This window comes from Rhodococcus sp. MPR-R1B (assembly GCF_058793255.1).
In genome coordinates, this window is sequence record NZ_JBXAFO010000007.1 from 1 (window position 1) to 22,313 (window position 22,313).

Below are 22,313 nucleotides of genomic sequence, written 5' to 3' on the forward strand. Positions count from 1 at the left end.
CTACCCGCCGCCTCCACAGGGCGGAAACTTCCCGCCCCCTCAAGGTGGCAACTACCCGCCGCCTCCGCAGGGTGGAAGCTATCCCCCTCCCGGTGGCAACTACCCACCGCCTGGTGGGTACCCGCCTCCTCCCGGGGGCGGCAACTTCCCGCCGCCGCCCGCCAATGACTACGGCGCAGGATTCGGTGGACCACAGCTTTCCGTGGGTGCCGCGCTGAATTACGGCTGGGAACGCTTCAAGAACAATGCGTTGACGTGGATCGGCATCACTGTTGTCGCGGGCCTGATTTCGTTTGGCATCAACCTGTTGTTCGGGGGCTTCGACTTCTCGACCGACGGGTCGACTTCGGTGTCGGCGTTGAGCATCATAGGCGGATTGGTCTCGATCGTCGTCAGCATTCTGATCCAGGCTGCCTACGTTCGAGGTGCCCTTCATGAAGTCGACGGCAACAAGCCGGCTTTCGGTTCCTTCTTCCAATTCTCGAACATCGGCGCCGTTATTCTGGCGAGCATCTTGGTCGGGTTCGCGGTAGCGATCGGCCTCGTCCTGCTGATCATTCCGGGCATCGTCATCGCATTCCTGACCTATTTCACGTTGCAGTTCGTGATCGATCAGGATCAGGATCCCGTCACCGCAATCAAGTCGAGCGCCAGCGTCATCTCGAAGAATGTCGGCCCACTGCTTCTCCTGGCACTCGCGGCAATCGGCATCAACCTCGTTGGCGCACTGCTCTGCGGTCTCGGATTGCTGGTCACCGGACCGGTCACTCTCATCGCAGGCACCTATGCGTATCGCGTCATCACAGGACGCTTCGTAGCAGCACTCTGACGAGGCTTCACCCCATCACCGAAGGCCCTGCGGTTCCACGTGAAACCGCAGGGCCTTCGGTGTGTTCTGCGCAACTGGACGGTCGCCAACTCGCATCCGAGCGCCTTGTGGTGCTTGGATGACGGACGTGACAGCTCAGGATCAGCAAGACGAATCGACCCACGAAACCAAATTTGCGCACGTCAGCCGGGGTTATTACCCGACGATCGTCGCGCTCTTCACCGCAACGCTGCTGATCTCGAACGTGGCGGCGACCAAGGGGGTCGCCTTCTTTGCGGATTCCGACTTCTCGCTCGGTCCCTTGCAGATTCTGCCCATCATCACCGATGGTGGATTCTTCTTGTTCCCGCTCGCCTACGTCCTCGGTGACGTGCTCAGCGAGGTCTACGGCTTCAAAGCGACCCGACGCGCGATCTACCTGGGCTTCGGCGCACTGATTCTTGCCGCTGCGTGCTTCTGGATTGCAGTGCAACTCCCGTCGGCAGAGTTCTACGAGAACCAGGCCGCCCTCGAAACCGTGGTCGGTGTCATTCCCCGGCTACTGGTCGCGGGCTTGGCCGCCTACCTCGTCGGCCAGTTGCTGAACTCCCTGGTCCTGGTCATGATGAAAAAGCGCATGCAGGAGAAGCACCTGTGGGCGCGGCTGATCGGCTCGACCGTCGTCGGCGAATTCGCCGATACCCTCATCTTCTGTTCCATAGCGGCCGGTGTCATCGGCATCAGCACATGGGAAGACTTCATCAACTACGTGCTGGTCGGCTTCCTGTGGAAGACGCTTGTCGAGGTTCTGGTCATGCCGATCACCTACCGCGTCATCGCATACGTGAAGAAGCGCGAACCGACCTACGCCTGAGGTGCAGGCGTCTTCGCCGCGTAGAACTTTCCGAGCATGTCAGCCTTGAAGTCGTGGAAATACCCGCCTTCGATGCTGGCTCGGATGTCGTCGACCAACTTCACGGTGAATCGCTCGTTGTGGATGGTGCAAAGCGTCGACGCGAGCATTTCCTTCGCCTTGAAGAGGTGATGGATGTACGCGCGGGTGTAATTGGCGCACGTGTAGCAATCGCACTCGTCGTCGATAGGCGTGAAGTCACGACGGAATCGGCTGGTGTTGATGTTGAACCTGCCGGAGCGGACGTAAATCGCAGCATTGCGAGCAACACGCGACGGGTTGACGCAGTCGAAAGTGTCCGCGCCGTTCTCGATTGCGACGAAGAAGTCGTCCGGTTCACTGATGCCGAGCATATGACGCGGCTTGTTCTCGGGTAGTTCCTCGTTACACCAACGCACGATCGTTCCGAGGTTCTGCTTCTCGAGGGCGCCGCCGATGCCGTAGCCGTCGAAGCCGTATCCGTTCTCGCCTTCGATCGACTCGAGTCCGCGGCAGGCTTGACGTCGCAGATCTTCGTACTGCGCGCCTTGGATCACGCCGAAGAGAGCCTGATAGGGCTTGTCAGCGCGTTCGGCGGTGAGCTTCTCGTGTTCATTGATACAGCGGATCGCCCACGCCTGCGTGCGCTCGACCGATCGCTCCTGGTAGCCGCGGGTGTTGAGCAGCGTTGTGAGCTCGTCGAACGCGAACATGATGTCGGCGCCGAGCTGATGCTGGATCTGCATCGACACCTCGGGGGTGAAGCGATGCTTACTGCCGTCGAGGTGCGATTTGAACGTCACGCCCTCGTCGTCGACTGTCGCGAGACGCTCCTTGCCCTTCGCGATGACGTCGTCGGACTGCACACCGACGGCCTCCATCGCGAGCACCTTCTTGAACCCGACACCAAGCGACATGACTTGGAAGCCACCGCTGTCGGTGAAGGTGGGCCCGTCCCAGTTCATGAACTTGCCCAGCCCGCCGGCCTCGTCGACGATGTCGGGTCCCGGCTGCAAGTACAGGTGGTACGCATTGGCGAGCAACGACTGCGCACCGAGTTCCTTCATGGACTCGGGCAGCACGGCCTTGACCGTGGCCTTGGTTCCGACGGCCACGAACGACGGCGTCGCGATATCACCGTGCGGTGTGTGGATGGTTCCGGTTCGTCCGAGCCGGTCCTCGAGCCTGGTCCCTATCGTGAAGATCGACTCGGGACGCTTGTCGACGACGGGCTCGGGCGGTGTCGGTACTGCAGAAGTCACGGGTTCAATCCTGTCACAGCCGCAGAAAGGGGCACGTCGTGCAGTATCGCTACGTTCACGATCCCGAGGATGCCGACGCTGCAATCGTTGCGGTGAGCGCAGCAGTGGTGGCTGCCTGCGTCGCGGCGATCGACTGCCGCACTGCCTCGCTCGCCCAGTTTCCTTGCGACAGCACTTTCGCTCGCGCTTTCGCCGCCTTGAACTGATCGGCCGGAACGATCACCTTGAGCATGTTCGCGCCTGCCAGGATCGATACCAATGCACCTTCGGTGGAAGTGGGTTGGCGGACGCCCAGCAGAATCTCACGCAGCACGAAGCGCAGTTGATCTTCGTACTGCGGACTGGTCGCCGGCCATCTGACGCTCGGAAAGATCCCGAACACTTGATGTTCCACGGCCGTCACTATTCCGCGGGCTCCCATACCTGCATAGAGCGCTTTCCTTGCACCCTTCGCAAGTCGGTTCACCACCGCAGTCGGCCGGGCCGGTGGCTTCTCGGCCAGCCGTGCCAATGCAGCGTTGAGAGTGGGATCCGCGAGTGGCCGATTGTCGATGACGACCGCCCGCGCCCGCCATCCGGAGCCGTCGAGGCGAACGCGGTCGGCAAGCACAAGCTCGACCAACAAGGCGCCTCCGAGCGCAACATCGACGTAGGACGACGAACGCAGTAGCTTTCCGCTGACGTCGTCGGTGGCGAGCAACAGCAGATCCTCGGCAATCAGCATGCTCACCACCGTAGTAGTGCGATCAGATCTCCGCGCCCACGAATTGGCTGTTGTACAGACGGAAGTACGCGCCGCGGGATTCGAGCAGAGCCTCATGGCTCCCCTGCTCCACGATCCGGCCTTCCTCCATCACCACGATCAGGTTCGCATCACGAATTGTCGAAAGACGGTGCGCGATGACAAAGCTGGTGCGGTCGTTGCGCAGAACCGCGGTGGCGCTCTGGACCAGCAGTTCGGTGCGTGTGTCCACCGAACTGGTCGCCTCGTCGAGGATCAGGATGGACGGCTGCGAGATGAAGGCGCGGGCGATGGTGATGAGCTGCTTCTCGCCGGCACTGACGTTGCTGCCTTCCTCGTCGATGACCGTGTCGTAACCCTCAGGCAGAGAGTGCACGAACTTGTCGACGTAGCTCATCTCGGCCGCGCGACGAATCTCCTCGTCGGTGGCACCAGGCTTGCCGTAGGCGATGTTCTCGCGGATGGTTCCACCGAACAGCCATGCGTCCTGCAGAACCATGCCGATCCGTGAGCGCAGATCGTCTCGCGTCATGTCGGCGATGTCGATACCGTCCAAAGTGATTCGGCCCGAATTGAGTTCGTAGAACCGCAGGATGAGGTTGACGAGGGTGGTCTTGCCTGCGCCGGTGGGTCCGACGATCGCAACCATCTGGCCCGGCTCGGCAGTCAGGGACAGGTCCTCGATCAGCGGCTGTTCCGGCTTGTAACTGAAGGTGACGTTCTCGAACTTGACGCGACCCTTGTCGACCGTGGGCGACTTCGCACTCTTCGGGTCCTCCGACTGCTCCTCTTGGTCGAGCAGCGCGAAGACCCGCTCGGCCGAAGCGACACCGGACTGCAGCAGATTGGTCATCGACGCGATCTGCGTGAGCGGCTGGGTGAACTGCCGCGAGTACTGGATGAACGCTTGCACGTCGCCGAGGGTCATCGTTCCGGATGCGACGCGCATGCCACCCACCACTGCGATGGCGACGTAGTTGAGGTTGCCCAGGAACATCACGGCCGGCATGACCAGACCGGAGATGAACTGCGCCTTGAAGCTGGACTCGTACAGATCCTCGTTCTGCTTGCGGAAGCGCTCCTCGACCTCCTGCTGGCGACCGAACACCTTGACCAACTCGTGGCCGCTGAATGCTTCCTCGACCTGCGCGTTGATTCCGCCGGTGCTCTTCCACTGCGCCACGAAGTGCTTCTGTGAACGCTTCGCGATGAACGCCGTCACCATGATCGACAGCGGAACAGTTGCCACCGCGATCAAGGCGAGCAGCGGTGAGATCCATAGCATCATCACCAGAATGCCCAGGACGGTCATCACCGACATGACCAACTGGCTGAGCGTCTGCTGCAAGCTCTGCGCGACGTTGTCGATATCATTGGTCACGCGTGAGAGAACATCACCGCGGGCATGGGTATCGAAGTACCGCAAGGGAAGTCGGTGAATCTTCTGCTCGACGTCCTCACGCAGACGACGAACGGTTCGCTGGACCACGATGTTGAGCAGATACGCCTGCAGCCAACTGAACAGCGACGCGCAGACGAACAGCAGCAGCACGATCATCAAGACCTTGCCGACTGCGTCGAAATCGATTCCGGTACCAGGCACAACTGCCATGCCGGACACCATGTCGGCGAGCTGACCCTGCCCCGAAGCGCGCAATCCTTCGACAGCCTGTTCCTTGGTCGTCCCCGGCTGGAGTTGCTTGCTGACGATGCCGTCGAAGATCAGGTTGGTGGCGTTTCCCAGGATCTTCGGCGCGATCGAGGAAAGTACGACGCTTGCCGTCACCAAAGCGAAGATCAGGACGACGATCGGCTTGTCGGGGCTCAAGCGACCGAGGAGACGTTTGAGCGAAGGGCCGAAGTTCATGGCCTTCTTTGTGGGATCGCCGCCGCCGGGCGGGCCGATGGGAGGCGAGGAAGTCGGTCGATTGCTCATGATGCGTCCTGTACGGCTAGCTGAGAGGCGACGATTTCGCCGTAGGTGGGACAACTGACCACGAGTTCGTCGTGCGTGCCGATCCCCACGATGGCGCCGTCGTCGAGCACGATGATCTGATCGGCTTCCACGATGGTGGAAATGCGCTGCGCGACAACGACGATGCAGGCGTCTTGCGTGACCGGCCGGAGCGCCGCACGCAGCCTCGCATCAGTAGTGAGGTCGAGTGCCGAGAAGGAATCGTCGAACAGATAGATCTGTGGCTTACGCACCAACGCTCTCGCGATGGCGAGTCTCTGACGCTGGCCACCCGATACCGTCGTACCGCCTTGTGCCACCGGTGTGTCCAGGCCTTCGGGCATGGCGCGGACGAAGTCGGCGGCTTGGGCGATCTCGAGGCACTCCCACAGCCATTCGTCGGTAGCTTCGGGGTTTCCGTAGCGGAGATTGGTGGCGACAGTGCCCGAGAACAGATACGGCTTCTGCGGGACCAGACCGATCACCGAGCAGAGCAACTCCGTGTCGATGTCGCGGACGTCGACTCCTCCCACCGATACCGATCCGGAGGTGGAGTCGATCAATCGCGGAATCAGGTTGAGCAGAGTGGTCTTTCCCGATCCGGTGCCGCCGATGATCGCCGTCGTCTTGCCGGGTTCGGCACGGAACGTGATGTCGCGCAATACAGGTTCCTCGGCTCCGGGGAACTGGAACTGAGCGCCACGAAGTTCGACGACTCCCGGGTCCTTCAGTTCTCGGACCGGGTTCTCGGGCGGAATCACCGACGAATCCGTGTCGAGCACCTCGGAGATACGTTCGGCGCACACCGACGCACGCGGCAGCATCACCGCCATGAAAGTGGCCATCATGACGGCCATCAGGATCTGCATGATGTAGCTGAGCATCGCGGTGAGCGAGCCGATCTGCATCGAGCCCTCGTTGATCTGATGGCCACCGAACCAGATGACCGCGACGCTGGTGACATTGCTGATCAGCATCACGAGCGGGAACATCAGTGCCATGAGGCGGCCGACGCCGAGTGCAGTCTCCGTCAGCTCACGGTTGGCATCGCCGAAACGCTCTACCTCGTACGGTTCCCGTACAAACGCTCGGACGACACGGATGCCCGTGATCTGTTCGCGAAGAACACGGTTGACGGCGTCGAGGCGGCCCTGCATGACCCTGAATCCGGGGACCATCCGGGCAATCAGGAAACCCATCGAGACTACGAGAAGCGGGACGCTGATCCCCAGGATCCAGGACAGATTCAGGTCCTGACGCAGAGCCATGATGATGCCGCCGACGCACATGATCGGCGCCATGACGAGGATGGTGCAACTCATCACGACCATCATCTGCACTTGCTGGACGTCGTTGGTGTTGCGGGTGATCAGCGAAGGCGCACCGAAGTGCCCGACCTCTCGGGCCGAAAACGTCCCGACCTGATGCAGCACCGAAGCCCGGAGATCGCGTCCGACGCCCATGGCGACTCGCGCACCGAAGAAGACGGCACCCACCGAGCACAGGATCTGCGTGAGCGTGACCATCAGCATCATCCCGCCGGTGGAGAGGATGTAGCCGGTGTCGCCTTTCGTCACGCCGTTGTCGATGATGTCGGCGTTGAGACTCGGAAGGTAAAGGGCCGCCATAGTCGAAATAAACTGCAGGACGACAACGCCCGTGAGTTCACCCCGGTACGGCGTCAGATAAGTGCGCAGCAGCCTGATCAGCATAGTGAGCGAAGGTTACCAATCCTGGCCGACATGTGCCGCTGGATATTTCGATACACAAAAACTGCTGTGCGCCTTTATTAACCGCGGGGGTTAATAAAGGCGCACAGCAGAGATCAAGCAGATGCGGACTGAAGCTCCGCTTCCTTTTCTTCACGGAGGGCCTTGCTGAGCTTCTCACCCTCGATGTCGACGTTCGGCAGAATCTTGTCCAGCCACTTCGGCAACCACCACGCCTTGTCGCCGAGCAGTGCCATGACGGACGGGATGATCACCATGCGCACGATGAAGGCGTCGAAGAACACCGCCGCGGCAAGCGCGAAGCCGATCGACTTGATGAACGAGTTCGGTTCCGCGATGAAGGCACCGAACACGGAGATCATGATGACCGCGGCCGCACTGACGACCCGGGCGCCATGGTTGAAGCCGATGGTCACGGCCTCCTTCGCGCTCGCGCCGTGGACGTACTCCTCACGCATACGCGTCACGAGGAACACCTGGTAGTCCATCGCGAGTCCGAACACCACACCGATCAGGAAGATCGGCATGAAACTCACGAGTGGTTGCGGGTTCGAGATGATGCCCAACCAACCGTGCTGGAAGATCGCCACCGTCGCACCGAATGTCGCGAGCACGCTGAGCAGGAAGCCGAGCGTCGCCGTCAGCGGAACCAGGATCGAACGGAACACCAAGAGCAACAAGATGAATGCAAGGCCGACGACGACGGCCAGGTAGGGCACCAATGCATCCTTCAGCGTGTCCGAGACGTCGCCTTCGAGTGCGGTCTGACCGGTGATGCCGTAGCTGACGCCGATCGAATCGTTGAGTCCGCCTTCGGCTCCACGAAGGCTGGACACCAGATCCATCGTGGCGGGGTCGGTCGGACCACTCTTCGGAGTGATCAGTACCTGCGCGGTGTCGCCGGCCTCGTTGACCCCGACGACCTGTGCGTTCTGGACGTCATCGAAGCCCGAGATGGTCGAGACGACCTCCGCAAAGGCCTCCCCGGCGGGAACGCTGGCCCCCTTCGCGTCGACAACGGCGATAAGCGGTCCGTTGCGACCGTCACCGAAGCCCTCGTCGATCAGGTCGTATGCCTGACGCGCACTGGTCGCCGGGTCACCGGTGGCCTCCGACGGCAGTGCCAGGCTCAATCCCGTTGCGGGCAGAGCCAATGCGCCCAGAAGCACTACTCCACCGATCAGCGGCACCAGCGGACGACGGACGACGGCACTGATGAAGCGCAGAGCCAACTTCGGCTTGCCCGAATCTTCGTCTTCGGACTCCTCAGCGCGCTTGCTGAGGAAGGGAATCTTGCCGGCAAAAGCCTTGCGTCCGAACATACCCAGGATCGCAGGCAGCAAGGTCAAGGCGATCAGAACCGCGATCAGCACGGTAAAGGCCGCTGCCGCACCCATATCGGAGAGGAACGGGATGCCGACGACGCGCAATGCAACCAGCGCGATGATGACCGTCAAACCAGCGAATACCACTGCGGAACCGGCGGTTCCGACGGCGCGACCTGCTGCTTCGGCACGGTTGTCGGTAAGGGTGAGCTCATGCCTGAACCTGGACATGATGAACAGCGAGTAGTCGATCGCCACAGCCAGACCGATCATGATCGCCAGCGTCGGAGTCATCGAACTGAGATCCATGAATCCGGTGGCAACCGTGATTCCGAGGCTGCCGATAGCGATACCGATGATCGCGGTGAGGAGCGGAAGCCCCGCGGCCACAAGCGAACCGAACGTGATGGCCAGAACGACTGCGGCAACGGCGATACCGATCAGCTCGGTGACACCACCGGGCATCTCCGCTTCCTGAGCAGCAGAACCACTGACCTGGACGTTGAGTCCCTCGGCCCGACCGACATCGGCTGCGGAGTTGATCGAATCACGCAACGCCTGATCGAGATCGGCGAAGTCACCGCTGAACGGAACCTCGACGTACCCGACTGTGCCGTCGGCACTGAGCGGCGACAACGCACGCGCGTCGTCCACGGCCTGTGTCTCGGAAGTTCCAGCCGCAGCAGCCTTTTCCTTGAACATCGCAACCATGGAGTCGTTGCCGGTAACCGGATTGACCAACGCCTTCGCGGCCTGTTCCGGAGTGGCAGTCGCCGGGTCCACCTTGGCAGAGTCGGCGACCTTGTCGATGCCACGAATACTCGCGAGCATGTCGTCCATGGCCTTGACGTTCGCCGGATCGGCCAGCGTCGTGCCTGCCGGAGCTTGCACTACGTATCGCGCGCTCAGCGAATCCATAGGATTGGGCGCGTCGGGAAAACGCTCCGCCATCAGGTCTTGCGCCTGCTGCGCCGGGGTTCCCGGAATGGAGAACGAGTCCTTGGTGGGGCCGGACAGAGTCGCTGCCCCGACGCCCATCAGGACCAGGATTATCAGCCAAACGCTGAGGACCGCGCCTTTTCGCCGGTAGGCGAACTTGCCGATCCGATAAAGATAGGTGGCCACGACGGGCTCCTTGCTGTTTCGGTGCGTGTACGTGGACAGGTATTACGTGTGGGGCTCAGAGACGAGACATCTCAGGGACGCGACATCTCAGGGGCAGGCGGCGGCGCGGGCAACCCGGCACGAATCTGCCGAAAAGCGTCGTGAACCAACTCTTCCGGACTGGAAGCCTCCGACTTTCCGCCAGTCCAGACGTCGATCACCGATTTAGCGGCTCCGCCCACCGCTCCCAGGAGGAGCGTCGGGTACAGGTCCTTCTCGGCGTCGGTACCGGTGCGTTCCGCCAATGCCTGAACGACTGCACGGTTGATCCGCTGATGCATGTCTGCGGCATCCCGGTAGAGCGCGGGACTCGAATCCGACAGCAGCCAGATACTTGCCTTCTCACTCCCACTCGGACCTGAGTCGTTCACGATTTCGACCACAAGTTCTTCGAGGACGTCGAGAATTGGTTCGTCCGCGGGCCGTGACGCAAGCGCCTCGATCCACAGGTTCACCGATTCCTCGAAACTGGCGAGCACTGCCTCCTCCTTGCTGGAGAAGTAGTTGTGGAACGTCCTCGTCGACACTCCGGCCTCGGAGGCGATTGCGTCAGCGGTGACGCATTCGATCCCCAGCGCACGAGCGAGCCGTGCTGCCGCGCCGCTGAGTGCGGCACGGGTTGCTGCCTTCTTGCGGTCACGAAGGCCTTGTTCGATGATCACCCCAACACGGTACCGAACTTGCAGAGCTCTGCAACTTTGCAGAGGTCTGCAATATTGTGCGATCGAACACACGGCACGGAAACTCGAGGCGTACCTCACACTCACGCACGGCAAATGCCTGAACAGCGCGACAGAGAGGGTTGCGAGCAACTCCACCGCCTGACGCCCCCTGCCAAGTTGACGCGTGAATCAACATGGCCTGACATACTTTGCGGTGAATTAACCGCAATTTGCTCGGCGAAGGAATCTGATGGACCCGCTCCTGCACACCTGGCCGGTTTCGTCCACGGTGATGCTGTGGGGATCGAAGTCCGGACGAGGCTCCGTACTACGTCTCGTCCGTCTCACCATCGGGTTCTGCTCACTCAATTTCTCGATCGTGGCGTTCCTGTTTCTCCTCAGCGGAGAGGGCCCGGACGGACCGTTTGCGCGCAGTTGGCTCGTCGGCATTGCGGCCGTCAACCTGATCCCTACGATTCTCTGGTTTGTCGGCCGAATCAGAGGTTCACGCATGCTCAAGCTCTACGGACTGTGGGCGGATCTCGGAACTGCCTCGGTTCTCATCACCTTCACCAGCCATAACGCCGCCCTCTTCGGCGCGGCACTCTTTGTCGCCACCGGCGCCTACTTCACCTATTTTCTCGATTACCGCTGGTTGGCCTTCCATCTCGCCTTTGCCACGACATTTGTCATCGCCCTGACGGTGCTCGGCCTGACGAACGGCGACTACTCGACAACCAGCGTGATCGCACGCACGGACGTCGTCCTGTGTGCCGTGATCTTCATTCCGGCCACAATTCAGTTCACTTGGCGGCAATTACTCGCGCGCGCAACGGGATCCAAAGTGGATGCGCTTACCGGCCTGTTGAACCGACGAGGACTGTGGGACATGTCGGAGCGCATCTGGTCGGTCGCGTCGGCAAATCGTGCCGACATTGCTGTTGCCGTCGTCGACATCGACAAGTTCAAGGCGGTGAACGACACGTTCGGCCACGAAGTCGGTGACGCCGTCATCATCCGGACCGGAACGCGCCTGCAGGCGCATGTGAACGGTTTCGGTTACGCCGCGCGCACCGGCGGCGAGGAGTTCACCGTTGTGATGATCGGTACTCCGTACGGACTTCGCAAACGAATCGCGACGCTCCCCAAAGCCGTGGTGAACGCTTCCGACGACCCCCTGGCCACGGTCAGCGTCGGCGCAGCGACGCTACCTTTCATCCCACATCAGGAAGAGTTCGATTACAACGAGTTCTCCCGAGCAATCGTTGCGGCCGATCATCTGATGTACGACGCAAAATCCGCGGGAGGCAACACCGCGAACACTGCTCCTATGGCAGTTCCGCGTCGACGGGCACACTGAAACCGGGCTGTATCAGCGCCGATTCCACGCCTCGGGATCTGCCGTCAGTTCGTGAATGAACTCGGGCAACTCTCCACCTGCAACATCGGTGAGTGTGACATTTTCGAGCACAGCACGGAGGTTGACTCGCACTGCAATCCACACCTCCTTGAGGGGCGTTGCCGGTCCCCCGTAGTCGACGTCTTCCGGTCGCTGACCCCGAATCGAAGCCAGCGGTCCCTCGACAGCTCGTATGACGTCGGCAATCGTGATCTCGTCCGCGGACCGAGCGAGCCAGTATCCCCCGTCCGGGCCTCGACGGCTGTTGACCAAGCCGCCGCGCCGCAGGTCCGAGAGCACCGCTTCCAGGAACTTGTGGGGTATTACCTGGGATTTGGCGAGAAACTCGGCCTTGGCCGGGTCAGGACCAACTGCCGCGAGCTCGACCAGAGTCCGCACGGCGTAGTCCACCTTCGCGGTGATATGCACCGGCAATTCCTACCATCGTTCTATGAATAGTCGCAACAAACCTGCGAGTTCTTCGCCGCAAAGGGTTCCCTGACGTTACATTTTAATGCATGATGTAACGATCGGAGCTAAAGAACAGGACAAATCACGTGTGGGAAACCCTTCTCGAATCATGGAAGTCACTGCTCGAACCGCTCCATGATCCCGTTACGCTCGCAATCCCCGCGTTTGTCATCTTCCTCGCAATCGAATGGTTCGCGGCCCGTGCGCTCGAAGATCATCCCGACGACGCCGACGGACGCGCACGGCCGGCACAGGGCGGCTACCGAAGCGCCGATGCCAGAACCAGCGTTCTACTCGGACTCGTGTCGATCGCAACGAGCACCTTCTGGAAAGTGCTGGCGCTGATCGGCTATTCCGCAATCTGGGTGTATCTCGCTCCGTGGCACCTCTCGCCGACTGCCTGGTACACCTGGGTGATCCTGCTGCTCGGAATCGACGTCCTCTATTACGCGTATCACCGCATCGCACACCGAGTTCGAGTCATCTGGGCCACACACCAGGCTCACCATTCGAGCGAGTACTTCAATTTCAGCACCGCACTGCGGCAGAAGTGGAACAACAGCGGTGAGATCATCATGTGGTTGCCGTTGCCGTTCCTCGGGATCCCGCCGTGGATGGTGTTCGTCGGCTTCTCCGTCAGCCTCGTCTACCAGTTCTTCGTCCACACCGAACGTGTCGGAAAACTCTGGCGGCCCATCGAATTCATCTTCAACACGCCGTCACACCATCGCGTCCACCACGGCTCCGACGCCGAGTACCTCGACCGCAACTACGCCGGAATCCTCATCATCTGGGACCGGATGTTCGGAACCTTCGCAGCCGAAACCCACCGGCCCACCTACGGACTCACGACGCCGGTCGGAACGTACAACATCTGGAAGCTCCAAACGCGCGAATATGCTGCCATTGCTCGTGATTGGAAGGCGTCGACATCGTGGCGGCAGCGAGCCGGCTACGTGTTCGGCCCGCCCGGCTGGGCGCCGAAAGCCGAGGTCACTTCAGCAGAATCCAAAGCCCCGTCGCACTGAGCAGGAGCAGAGCGACCGCGAGAGTTGCTCCCATAACCAAAGCGGGCGTTGCCTTTTCGGCCGAAAACTGGGCCAACCGCCTGGGCCGCGACCGACGTTCGTAGACCGTCACCGCGACGACGAGCACGGCAGCGACGGACGGGCCGATCAGGGCCACCGACCCGAACGGCGGCAACCATCTCAGACAGGCGGCAGACAAGCCGAGGATCGACAGACTCGTACGCACGAACGAGAGCGATGTGCGCTCGGACTGCAAGCCCTTGTCCGGAGGCTTGACACCTTCCGACGGTTCCAGCGCGGTCAATCAGTTCACGACCTCGACCACCAGGACGGTTGCGCAGATCACCAGCACGATGCCGACGACCGGCGCCATGAGCGGCACCGGCAACGAGCGCTCAGTTCGCAGTGCACGCTCGGCGCTGATCCAGTGGACAAAGGAAGTGATGGCGATCAGAGCACCGCCGACGAGCAACAACGCGGCCAAGCCGGATCGAACCGTCGGATTGAGAATGTCGCCGCCGAACGCTTCGAGTCCGACGCCCGACGCGACGAAGGCCGTTGCAGTGCGGATCCAAGCCAGATATGTCCGCTCATTGGCGAGCGTGAACCGTGGATCGGGGTCTTCGCCCGTCCGGAACGGTCTCCACCGGGGCATCACCTGTTCATTCCGTCCGGGCAGAGATCGCACACTGCCTTCGGAGCGGACAAGAAGAAAGGAAGGTCATGTCCTTAATCTTCCCTGCCCGCCCCGAAGCAGTGCGAATCGGGTGGACGTAATTCAGCTCGCGGCGAGTGAGACCAGGAAGTCCACCGAGCCGCTGCCGTCGACGGTGACGAAACCGAGGGACGGAGGCTCGACTCCGAAATCGGTCCAGGTGACCGGAATCGAGCCCGATGCGATCAGCGAATCACCCGAATGCAGCACGGTCATGTCGACCGACACCGGCTTGGACTGACCCTTGAGCGTCAGCGTTCCTGACACCGTGACCGCCGCCGTTGTTCCGTCCGTCGGTACAGCAGACAAGTCCACCGGCGAGTCGATCGTGAACGTCGCCGTCGGATACGTGCTGGTATCCATCACATTGCCCGTGAACTGGCCGTCGCGCCGATCCGAGTCGGTCTTGATGCTAGCCACCTGCACCGTCACTTCGCCGGAAGTGAGCTTTTCACCCTCGACAACCGCGTTTCCGCTCACCTCGCCGGTGGTTCCGACGACGGTCACACTCGATCCGTTGAGAATCTCGTGCACGGTGTACCCAGCTGCCGTCTGGTTGTCCCCCTGCCCGGCGACGACGGTCCATTGCCCGTCGATCGATCCGGACGCCGCCTCCGCGCTCTCAGTGGACACCACGGCCGCCGGTGCATCGTCTTCAGCGATGAACTTCCCGTACGCCCACGGCCCCACGAGCAGGGCGAGTACGACCACAACTACTGCTCCGCCGATCCACCAGATCTTTTTCATGGGCTCGACGATAGTTGCAGCTTCAACAGTTGTCAGGACTTACGACCTGGGAGAACCCTGTGAAAGTGCTCCACGACCACCGCAGGCGAGCCGCATCTACAGCCATTAGTAATCATTTGGTAAAGTCGACTGTGCATTCCGGCCCCCAGCCTGGAATGCCTGGGCCGTGCGCATCGAATCATGCATCGATCCCGATGCGCACGGTCTGCCCGAAACACGAATCACACCGATCGAGGGAGCTCGCGATGGCGGACCTGACGCTCCTGACCGACGACAAGTTACGCGAGCGTCGGATCGCCCTCAGTCGATCCCTCACTACCGCAGCAGATTTGATCCCCACCCCGCCACCTTCGTTCTTCGAGAAGCTGAAGCAGGACATCGATGCCGCCGCTGCAGAGTGGATCGCCCGCCGCTCCTGAACGTTCGAATTGCGCACACAGAACCGGTTTTCGATTTCCTCACCGGTTCACCCCGCAAGGGTGATGATGCAGCGGACGGTCACCGGCACCATGACTTCATGGACTCCCCGACCGACTCAATCGCACAAGGTTTCACGCCGGCACACGCTCAACTGGCGAGATCGGCCGGAGTTCCAGCAACGCTCGCCGCTGAGAGTTACGTGGAAGCCCTCGCCCGGATCGTCTATTACTGGGGCTATCCAGCTGTGGACACCTTCGGCCGTACAAACATGTGGGAGATCATGGATGGCAAGACCGGACTCCAACTCGGCCTTCTGCCAGGCGCCGCCAAAAATTACACAGGTGCCCTCACCGACTACATGAGCCCGGCGCAGCGGTGGGTCGTCTCACCCAACAACGACACGATCTACGGCGCAGGATTCTCCGATCTCACCGACGAAACCGCAGTGATACAGACCCCGACCGAGGTACCCGACGGCCATTACTGGACTATCCAGATCGTCGACGTGCTGACCAATGTGACTCACCAACTTGGTTCGGCGACAGGCACTCCCGGCGGAAAGTTCCTTCTGGTCGGACCTGATTGGGATGGCGAGTTGCCGGAAGACTTCCTCGATGTGCTTCGAGCACCGACGAACGTGGCTGGTGTCTTCCCTCGCAGTTTCGCAGCACGTTCCGAGGCGTCCAAGCAGCAGGCGCGGTCGGTGCTCGACCAGATCGGCATGTACCCGTTCAGCGAGGATCGACCCGGCCCGCGGTCCTTCGGCTACGAGGCCCACGCCGCGAACTCGATCTACCCTCAGGGCGTCACCGCCGAAATGTTGGCGGCCGATCCCGACGCCAGTCGACCTCAATGGGTGAAGCCGGAATCTTTCTGGACCGATCTTGCAGCAATGCTCGATTTCAACCCGACCATGGGCGCAGCAGACACCCCGATGGCTGATCAAGCCAAGACGCTTGTCGCACTGCATCGTTCGGACAAGTCGTACCGAGCGCTGCTCGACCGCGCCGCGCTCCGCGCCGACGTCGCCCTCCATCAATCGGCGAGCTACGTCCAAACCGGGGTCGACGCAGGCAACGGATGGCAACGGCAACGCAACAGTGGCCTGTGGGGCACCGACTGGTTCGGACGGGCGCTCGCGGCCGTCATCTACATTTACGTCAACGACTTTCACGAGGCTGTCTACCTCATCCGGGGTACCGACCACGACGGAGCGTTGCTCCACGGCCGCGAGCGGTACACCATGACCTTCACAGAAGACGCACTCCCACCCGTCGACCGCAGTCGCGGCGGCTTCTGGTCTCTGACCATGTACGACAAGGACGCATTTATGCTCGCCGACGCACCGGGTAACCGCGTCAACCTCGGCACCGTCAATCTCGACGCGGGCGATCTCGTCTTTCGTGACGGGAAGCTCATCTTGCACCTGTCTCACGACGAGCCGACCGATCCGGATGCTCGTGCCAACTGGCTACCCGCTCCGCATGACGAATTTCGACTCATCATTCGCAGCTATGTCCCCGACAAATCAGTCCTCGATGAAACCTACCGATTCCCTGACGTCGTCCGAGCAACGGGACTATAGGCGCCACCAAGCACAAAAAAGCTCCCCACCTGCGTGAACAGGTGGGGAGCTTTGGCGGTGGCGGAGGGATTTGAACCCTCGGACGGGGGTTACCCGTCACACGCTTTCGAGGCGTGCTCCTTAGGCCGCTCGGACACGCCACCGTTGGTGACTTTACCGGATGGAGTGCCCGTGGCTGAAATCGCCAGGTGGAGCGGTATTACGTGAGCTTGTCCTTGATGCTGGAAGCGGCGTCCTTGACCTTCTCGCCTGCATCCTTGACGGCCGATTTCACCTGGTCGCCCTTGCCTTCGTTTTCGAGGTCCCGGTCACCGGTAGCGCTGCCAGCAGCTTCCTTGGCCTTGCCCCCGAGGTCTTCGGCCTTGTTCTGAGCCTTGTCTGCGATTCCCATGAGTACTCCTCTGTGAACGCGAACGAATCGCCTTCCGACGATCCGCCGATGCCCTGACGGCATCTGCCTCCACCATGCCCTCGATTGATGGATCCGGCTACCCGAGTGTGCGATCACTCTCGATGGGGAATACCGAATTCAGGCCCGCTGCTCGCGGAAGAAATCTTCCAAAAGCCCAGCGCATTCGTCCTCGAGGACCCCGCCGCGCACCTGCGGCCGATAGGTCAATCTTTTATCTCGAACTACGTCCCATAATGATCCGACGGCTCCGGTTTTCGGCTCCCACGCCCCGAAAACGACCCGAGAAACCCGGGCGAGGACCAGAGCGCCCGCACACATCGTGCATGGCTCGAGGGTCACGGCAAGCGTCGCACCTTCCAGGCGCCAGCCGTCACCGTAGGTTTTCGCGGCAGCACGCAACGCGAGGATTTCGGCGTGCGCGGTCGGATCGGACGACGCTTCCCTGGCATTGGAGGCCCGAGCAACTTCGACGCCGTCTGCGTCGAACACCACTGCCCCGACCGGGACGTCTGCGTCGGAGGCGGAACGTGCGGCCACGATGGCCGCACGGATCATGCGCTGATCGTCAGCGAGAGTCATCTAGCGCGGGAGCTTGTCGAGCGCTGCGCCGAACTCGGATGCGAACCCGAGTCGCTGCGCGATCATCCCCAACTGCTCGTCCGGATAGAGATCGGTCTCGGCCGCGATGACGGCGAGCACGGGTTCCGGCAGGCCCAGATCGGCCAGCACGGACAGATCGCCCTCTTCCCAGGGTTCGACATCGTCGAGGTCGTCCGGGTCGATGTCGGGGATCTCGATGTGCAAAGCGTCGAGGACGTCGGCCGCGATGTCGTAGTCGATGGCGGCGGTCGCGTCGGAAATCAGCAACTGCGTGCCCGACGGCGCCGGACGCAACACGATGAAGAACTCGTCGTCGACGTCGAGAAGACCGAAGACGGCACCCGAACTTCGCAGCTCACGCAGCTGCGTTTCGGCGGCCGAGAGCGAGGTCAACGCGTCGGGCGTCAGTGCCTTGACCGTCCAACGCCCCTCTTCACGGACCACCGCGACACCGAAGCCTTCAAGCTCCTCCGACTGGTTCGAAGAGGCGCTCTTGTTACCCGCGCGCTGTGCACCCATGGCGCAACGGTAGCCCGCCTGGTGCCAGTGAGTGAAGTCCGAGCATCGATGTGCCAACCTGAACTCGTGTCTGCGATCGATTCCGCCCCACCAGTCTGCGTTCTCGGCCTCGGATTGATCGGCGGTTCGCTACTTCGCGCCGCCGTCCGATCCGGCCGCCGGGCGTGGGGTTACAACCGTTCCAGCGAGTCCGCCGACGCGGCCCGAGCCGACGGTTTCGACGCCGACACCGATCTGGTTTCAGTGCTGCAGAGAGCGAACGAAAGCGGCGCGATCATTGTGATCGCCGTGCCGATGCCTGCCGTCGACGCCACCTTGGAGGCAATCGCCGCGCATGCGCCCGACAATCCGATCACGGACGTCGTCAGCGTCAAGGGTGAAGTGAAGGCCGCGGTCGAACGAGCGGGCTTGAGCGCCAAGTTCGTGGGCGGTCATCCGATGGCGGGGACGTCAGCTTCTGGTTGGGCGGTCGGGGATGCCGATCTGTTCGTCGACGCGGTATGGGTCGTTGCCACCGACGAGGGCGTCGACGCAGACGTGTGGTCGCAGGTCGCCGACCTTGCACTCGACTGCGGCTCGGTCGTCGTGCCGGCCGAATCTCTGGAACACGATCGGGCAGTCGCGCGAATCTCGCATCTGCCTCACCTGCTCGCGGAAACGCTTGCGATCACCGGAGCTGCCGGAGGCGAACTGGCTCTCGGGCTGGCTGCCGGATCATTTCGCGACGGCACTCGCGTGGCCGGGAGCGCTCCTGGCCTGGTGCGGGCGATGTGCGAGGGCAACCGCGACGCCCTGCTGGTCGCGCTGGACGAGGCGCTCGACCTTTTGCAGGGTGCACGTACCGATCTGCTTGACAACGGCTCGACGGCACGATTGGTGGACGCAGGGTTCGCGGCGCGCGGCGCCTACGAGTCGCACGAGCGGTGGGACATCGAAGACGTTCAGGCCGGAGAACCCGACTGGATCAACCGGATGCGAGACGCCGGTCGACGCGGCGGCGTCATCCGGCGATCCGCAACCTAGAACTACGCAACCTGGAGATACGAAACCTAGATACGAGTTGCCAGACCCGGGTAGTCGAGGACAAAACCTTCGGTGTCGACGGACAGCGTCGAGCTGGACACCGGGGACAGCACACTGATTCCGTCGGCGCCGGAGCTGTAGGTGATGGTCGCACCCTCGACGCGCAGGTCGAGGAGATTGACGTAGACGACCGGGACCTCGGCGTCTTCGATGTCGTTCTGCAAGCCGACGCGGCGGATGGGCAGCGTGTTGAAGAACGGGCTGAGGATCACGTCGACATCGAGTGCGCCATCGAACGCAGAGCGCTGGTGACTGGCGCCGTTCTCGACCATCCAGGTGCCTTCTTCGTCCCGGCTGATCGACATCTGACGCTCACCGGCGGCCAGGGCGGTCCGCACGGACAACCGGCGGGTGATGCCGGCCTCGTCGGTGACCAGGTCGTACGACGCGCTGAATGCCGGGTGCTCACTGCAGGCTCCACCGATGATCCGGCCGGAAGCCTTGATGCGATTTCCGTTCAGCTGCACACGAACAGACTCCATACGAGGAGCGTTGTGGGCCTGCCAGGTCAATACCGCGGGCCAGGACGCGTCACCGGAAGGTTGGATGCTCACCCGACCACGGTAATGGACGAACGGGCACGGAGCACCGCTGGTTCGGGTTATTGCTTCGATCAGGGACCTTTTAGGGACTTCGATCGGCCCCGAAGATCTCGATGTAAGGCGTTTCACAACGGTTCTTCCGTAAGGAGCACGCCGCGGACCGAATAGTTGGCAAACGGTGTCGGAGTTCTCGAGTACCGTGCTTCTAGGTCGGTTCGTGAGGAAGGGTGCTGTGACGTCGTCGCGGAGCATGTTGGGTTTGTTTGCCGGTATCGGTGGTCTCGAGTTGGGGCTCTCGGAACATGGGTGGAACACCGAACTGCTGTGTGAAATCGATCCGGGCGCGCAGGCAGTTCTCCGTTCGCGTTTCGCCGACGTGCCGTTGCACGGTGACGTCACCAAACTTCGCGCGCTGCCCAGTGACATCGAATTGGTGGCCGCCGGTTTCCCCTGCCAGGACCTCTCTCAGGCCGGCAAAACGGCAGGCATCACCGGCGCACGCTCAGGCCTGGTGGACGAGGTGTTCCGTCTGGTCAAGCGCAAGAAGGGCCCGCGCTGGCTGTTGATCGAGAACGTTCCGTTCATGCTCCAGCTCGGCAAGGGCGCCGCCATGCGGCACATCACCGACGCCCTCGAAGACCTCGGATACACCTGGGCGTACCGGGTGGTCGACGCCCGCGCCTTCGGACTCCCCCAGCGTCGCCAGCGAGTCATCATGCTTGCCTCGCGCACAGATGATCCCCGCGAAATCCTGTTCGGCCAGGACGCCGGCGAGCGCCTGGGTGGCGATCCCGCGGACTACCCCTGCGGCTTCTACTGGACCGAAGGCACTCGCGGTCTCGGATGGGCCGTCAATGCCGTGCCGACGCTCAAGGGCGGCTCGTCCGTCGGCATCCCCAGTCAGCCGGCAGTCCGGTTGCCGTCAGGTGAGATCGTCACTCCCGGTCTAGTCGATGCCGAGCGACTGCAGGGTTTCGATCCCGACTGGACGCTGCCGTCCGTCGAGGTTCCCGGCCTACGCCACAGCCATCGCTGGAAGCTCGTCGGCAATGCCGTGAGCGTGCGGATGGCGTCGTGGGTCGGTGGCCGGTTGAGCGATCCCATCGAATACGACGCCGCGGGCGAGACGCCACTCGAACCGGGCGACGCCTGGCCGAGTGCGGCCTGGGGCCGTAACCGCCAGGCCTTCCGCGTCCATACCTCGACCTGGCCGGTCCAGTACGACTACGAGGATCTGAGCGGCTTCCTCGAAGACACGCGGTTGCTGTCGGCTCGGGCCACCGCCGGCTTCCTCAAGCGCGCGCGCATGGGCAATCTTCGGTTCATCCCCGGTTTCATCGAGGACGTCGAAAGCCATCTCGAGCGGATGGGCGGATACCCCGAGGCCGCAGCATGACGGACTCGCTGTTTCCCGAACCTGAAACGCTGTTTTCCGAGCCGGAACACGAACCACTGTGGAGTGCACTGCAACTCGCGGGCGACAAGCCCCCGGCCGACGCCGATCGCGGCGAGAAGAAGAACTACGCCCAGCGACTGTCCAATCAACTGGCACAGACGGTCGCCGACGCTCTGCGTCCGCTGTATCCCAACATCACCCCGACGGCGTCCGGAGAAGGCCAGGAGGCAACAGTCGATGTCGCCAAGGGCCGAAAGCGCTTGGACGTCAAGGCACTCGACCCCACTCTCGGCCTGATCCTCTGCGTCTCCATCAAGACGTACAACTTCCAGGACTACAGTCCCCGCAGCGGCAAGCTGGGACGGTGGACCAAGAACATCGTCCGCAACGACCACGAATTGCGTGGCGAGGCAATGGTTCTGCATCAGCGTCAGCCGTACAGCGTGTTGGTCGCCGTCATGTTCGAGCCGTACGCCACGTGCGACGACGGCGACCCGACCAAGACCAGCGACACCGGCAAATCCTCTTTTGCACACCACGTCACGACGCTCTCGAAGCGCTCGGGCCGAGGCAAGCGCGCGGTGGTCGGCGTTCCGGGAAAGGCCTGGGTGGATCTCGGCGCCGAGGACACCCGCTACGACCTCTTCGAGAAGGTCTACATCGGACTCTACGAACCCGATGGCGCAGTTCGGTTCTTCGACGTCGACGAGCCGCCGCCGCGCAACGGACGCCCCACCGAAGCTCAGACGCTCTCGTTCACCGACTTCGTGACCGTCGTGCACGGTGAAGTGGAGCGTCGCAACAGGTTTGCGCCTACCTGGTCCGATCCCGAAGACAGCGACGATTCCGACGGCTGA

23 protein-coding genes and 1 tRNA gene are annotated in these 22,313 nt (G+C 62.1%); 9 read left to right on the forward strand and 15 right to left on the reverse strand.

Features of this window, described 5'->3' with window-relative positions:
- Both AC1Q61_RS11790 and AC1Q61_RS11795 read left to right on the forward strand, forming a co-directional pair.
- A partial coding sequence (locus tag AC1Q61_RS11790; RefSeq protein ID WP_492654887.1) for a proline-rich domain-containing protein occupies positions 1–829 on the forward strand: 829 nt, incomplete at its 5' end.
- A 118-nt stretch (positions 830–947) separates the two neighbouring features.
- Positions 948–1,682, forward strand: a complete 735-nt coding sequence (locus AC1Q61_RS11795; RefSeq protein ID WP_030535741.1) for a queuosine precursor transporter — start codon at positions 948–950, stop codon at positions 1,680–1,682.
- On the opposite strand, the gene tgt is transcribed toward AC1Q61_RS11795, so the two are convergent.
- The 6 genes from tgt to AC1Q61_RS11825 form a co-directional block, all read right to left on the reverse strand.
- Positions 1,673–2,962, reverse strand: coding sequence for a tRNA guanosine(34) transglycosylase Tgt (gene tgt / locus AC1Q61_RS11800; protein ID WP_030535742.1), 1,290 nt, complete (start codon positions 2,960–2,962; stop codon positions 1,673–1,675). The genes AC1Q61_RS11795 and tgt overlap by 10 nt on opposite strands.
- 55 nt (positions 2,963–3,017) lie before the next feature.
- Positions 3,018–3,686: a GOLPH3/VPS74 family protein gene (locus tag AC1Q61_RS11805; RefSeq protein WP_042447719.1), complete on the reverse strand. Its 669-nt coding sequence runs from the start codon at positions 3,684–3,686 to the stop codon at positions 3,018–3,020.
- A gap of 22 nt (positions 3,687–3,708) precedes the next feature.
- Positions 3,709–5,640 carry an ABC transporter ATP-binding protein gene (locus AC1Q61_RS11810; protein ID WP_003943946.1) on the reverse strand — a complete coding sequence of 644 codons (1,932 nt, stop codon included), beginning with the start codon at positions 5,638–5,640 and terminating at the stop codon, positions 3,709–3,711.
- Positions 5,637–7,370: an ABC transporter ATP-binding protein gene (locus AC1Q61_RS11815; protein ID WP_003943950.1), complete on the reverse strand. Its 1,734-nt coding sequence runs from the start codon at positions 7,368–7,370 to the stop codon at positions 5,637–5,639. Before AC1Q61_RS11815 ends, AC1Q61_RS11810 begins: the two co-directional genes overlap by 4 nt.
- Before the next feature lie 113 nt (positions 7,371–7,483).
- Entirely contained in the window at positions 7,484–9,838 is a 2,355-nt protein-coding gene (locus AC1Q61_RS11820; RefSeq protein ID WP_003943813.1) for an MMPL family transporter, read from the reverse strand.
- A gap of 71 nt (positions 9,839–9,909) precedes the next feature.
- Positions 9,910–10,539, reverse strand: a complete 630-nt coding sequence (locus tag AC1Q61_RS11825; RefSeq protein WP_007731646.1) for a TetR/AcrR family transcriptional regulator — start codon at positions 10,537–10,539, stop codon at positions 9,910–9,912.
- A 250-nt stretch (positions 10,540–10,789) separates the two neighbouring features.
- On the opposite strand from AC1Q61_RS11825, the gene AC1Q61_RS11830 reads away from it, so the two are divergent.
- The gene (locus AC1Q61_RS11830) at positions 10,790–11,899 is read left to right on the forward strand and encodes a GGDEF domain-containing protein (RefSeq protein WP_020968182.1); all 1,110 of its coding nucleotides are present in this window, start codon (positions 10,790–10,792) and stop codon (positions 11,897–11,899) included.
- 12 nt (positions 11,900–11,911) lie between these two features.
- Here AC1Q61_RS11830 and AC1Q61_RS11835 read toward each other — a convergent pair whose 3' ends face one another.
- Complete coding sequence (locus AC1Q61_RS11835) at positions 11,912–12,367, reverse strand: RrF2 family transcriptional regulator (protein ID WP_003943908.1); 456 nt, start codon at positions 12,365–12,367, stop codon at positions 11,912–11,914.
- A 128-nt stretch (positions 12,368–12,495) separates the two neighbouring features.
- Here AC1Q61_RS11835 and AC1Q61_RS11840 point away from each other — a divergent pair, with 128 nt between their 5' ends.
- The gene (locus tag AC1Q61_RS11840) at positions 12,496–13,437 is read left to right on the forward strand and encodes a sterol desaturase family protein (RefSeq protein WP_042921124.1); all 942 of its coding nucleotides are present in this window, start codon (positions 12,496–12,498) and stop codon (positions 13,435–13,437) included.
- On the opposite strand, the gene AC1Q61_RS11845 is transcribed toward AC1Q61_RS11840, so the two are convergent.
- The 3 genes from AC1Q61_RS11845 to AC1Q61_RS11855 form a co-directional block, all read right to left on the reverse strand.
- Complete coding sequence (locus tag AC1Q61_RS11845) at positions 13,403–13,741, reverse strand: DUF202 domain-containing protein (RefSeq protein WP_042921127.1); 339 nt, start codon at positions 13,739–13,741, stop codon at positions 13,403–13,405. The two genes, AC1Q61_RS11840 and AC1Q61_RS11845, sit on opposite strands and share 35 nt — an antisense overlap.
- Positions 13,742–14,092, reverse strand: coding sequence for a YidH family protein (locus AC1Q61_RS11850; RefSeq protein ID WP_003943804.1), 351 nt, complete (start codon positions 14,090–14,092; stop codon positions 13,742–13,744).
- Between the two features lie 123 nt (positions 14,093–14,215).
- Complete coding sequence (locus tag AC1Q61_RS11855) at positions 14,216–14,899, reverse strand: YceI family protein (protein ID WP_042921130.1); 684 nt, start codon at positions 14,897–14,899, stop codon at positions 14,216–14,218.
- Between the two features lie 245 nt (positions 14,900–15,144).
- On the opposite strand from AC1Q61_RS11855, the gene AC1Q61_RS11860 reads away from it, so the two are divergent.
- On the forward strand, positions 15,145–15,318 hold the full coding sequence (locus tag AC1Q61_RS11860) for a hypothetical protein (RefSeq protein WP_198531533.1): 174 nt from the start codon (positions 15,145–15,147) through the stop codon (positions 15,316–15,318).
- A gap of 98 nt (positions 15,319–15,416) precedes the next feature.
- Positions 15,417–16,904: a DUF1254 domain-containing protein gene (locus AC1Q61_RS11865; protein WP_252194193.1), complete on the forward strand. Its 1,488-nt coding sequence runs from the start codon at positions 15,417–15,419 to the stop codon at positions 16,902–16,904.
- A gap of 52 nt (positions 16,905–16,956) precedes the next feature.
- Here the strand turns inward: AC1Q61_RS11865 and AC1Q61_RS11870 are convergent.
- From AC1Q61_RS11870 to AC1Q61_RS11885, 4 genes are all read right to left on the reverse strand, one after another.
- Positions 16,957–17,047: transfer RNA gene (locus AC1Q61_RS11870), tRNA-Ser, on the reverse strand.
- A 56-nt stretch (positions 17,048–17,103) separates the two neighbouring features.
- Positions 17,104–17,295 carry a CsbD family protein gene (locus AC1Q61_RS11875; RefSeq protein WP_003943869.1) on the reverse strand — a complete coding sequence of 64 codons (192 nt, stop codon included), beginning with the start codon at positions 17,293–17,295 and terminating at the stop codon, positions 17,104–17,106.
- A 138-nt stretch (positions 17,296–17,433) separates the two neighbouring features.
- Complete coding sequence (locus tag AC1Q61_RS11880) at positions 17,434–17,895, reverse strand: nucleoside deaminase (RefSeq protein ID WP_003943976.1); 462 nt, start codon at positions 17,893–17,895, stop codon at positions 17,434–17,436.
- Positions 17,896–18,435 carry a tRNA adenosine deaminase-associated protein gene (locus AC1Q61_RS11885; RefSeq protein WP_003943823.1) on the reverse strand — a complete coding sequence of 180 codons (540 nt, stop codon included), beginning with the start codon at positions 18,433–18,435 and terminating at the stop codon, positions 17,896–17,898.
- A 48-nt stretch (positions 18,436–18,483) separates the two neighbouring features.
- Between AC1Q61_RS11885 and AC1Q61_RS11890 the strand changes: the two genes are divergently transcribed.
- Positions 18,484–19,458, forward strand: coding sequence for a prephenate dehydrogenase (locus AC1Q61_RS11890; protein WP_031332706.1), 975 nt, complete (start codon positions 18,484–18,486; stop codon positions 19,456–19,458).
- 26 nt (positions 19,459–19,484) lie between these two features.
- Here the strand turns inward: AC1Q61_RS11890 and AC1Q61_RS11895 are convergent, their stop codons facing one another.
- Entirely contained in the window at positions 19,485–20,072 is a 588-nt protein-coding gene (locus AC1Q61_RS11895; RefSeq protein WP_073512852.1) for a putative glycolipid-binding domain-containing protein, read from the reverse strand.
- A 238-nt stretch (positions 20,073–20,310) separates the two neighbouring features.
- Here AC1Q61_RS11895 and AC1Q61_RS11900 point away from each other — a divergent pair, with 238 nt between their 5' ends.
- Entirely contained in the window at positions 20,311–21,456 is a 1,146-nt protein-coding gene (locus AC1Q61_RS11900; RefSeq protein ID WP_492650902.1) for a DNA cytosine methyltransferase, read from the forward strand.
- Positions 21,453–22,313: a hypothetical protein gene (locus AC1Q61_RS11905; protein ID WP_054831521.1), complete on the forward strand. Its 861-nt coding sequence runs from the start codon at positions 21,453–21,455 to the stop codon at positions 22,311–22,313. The genes AC1Q61_RS11900 and AC1Q61_RS11905 overlap by 4 nt, the downstream gene beginning before the upstream one ends.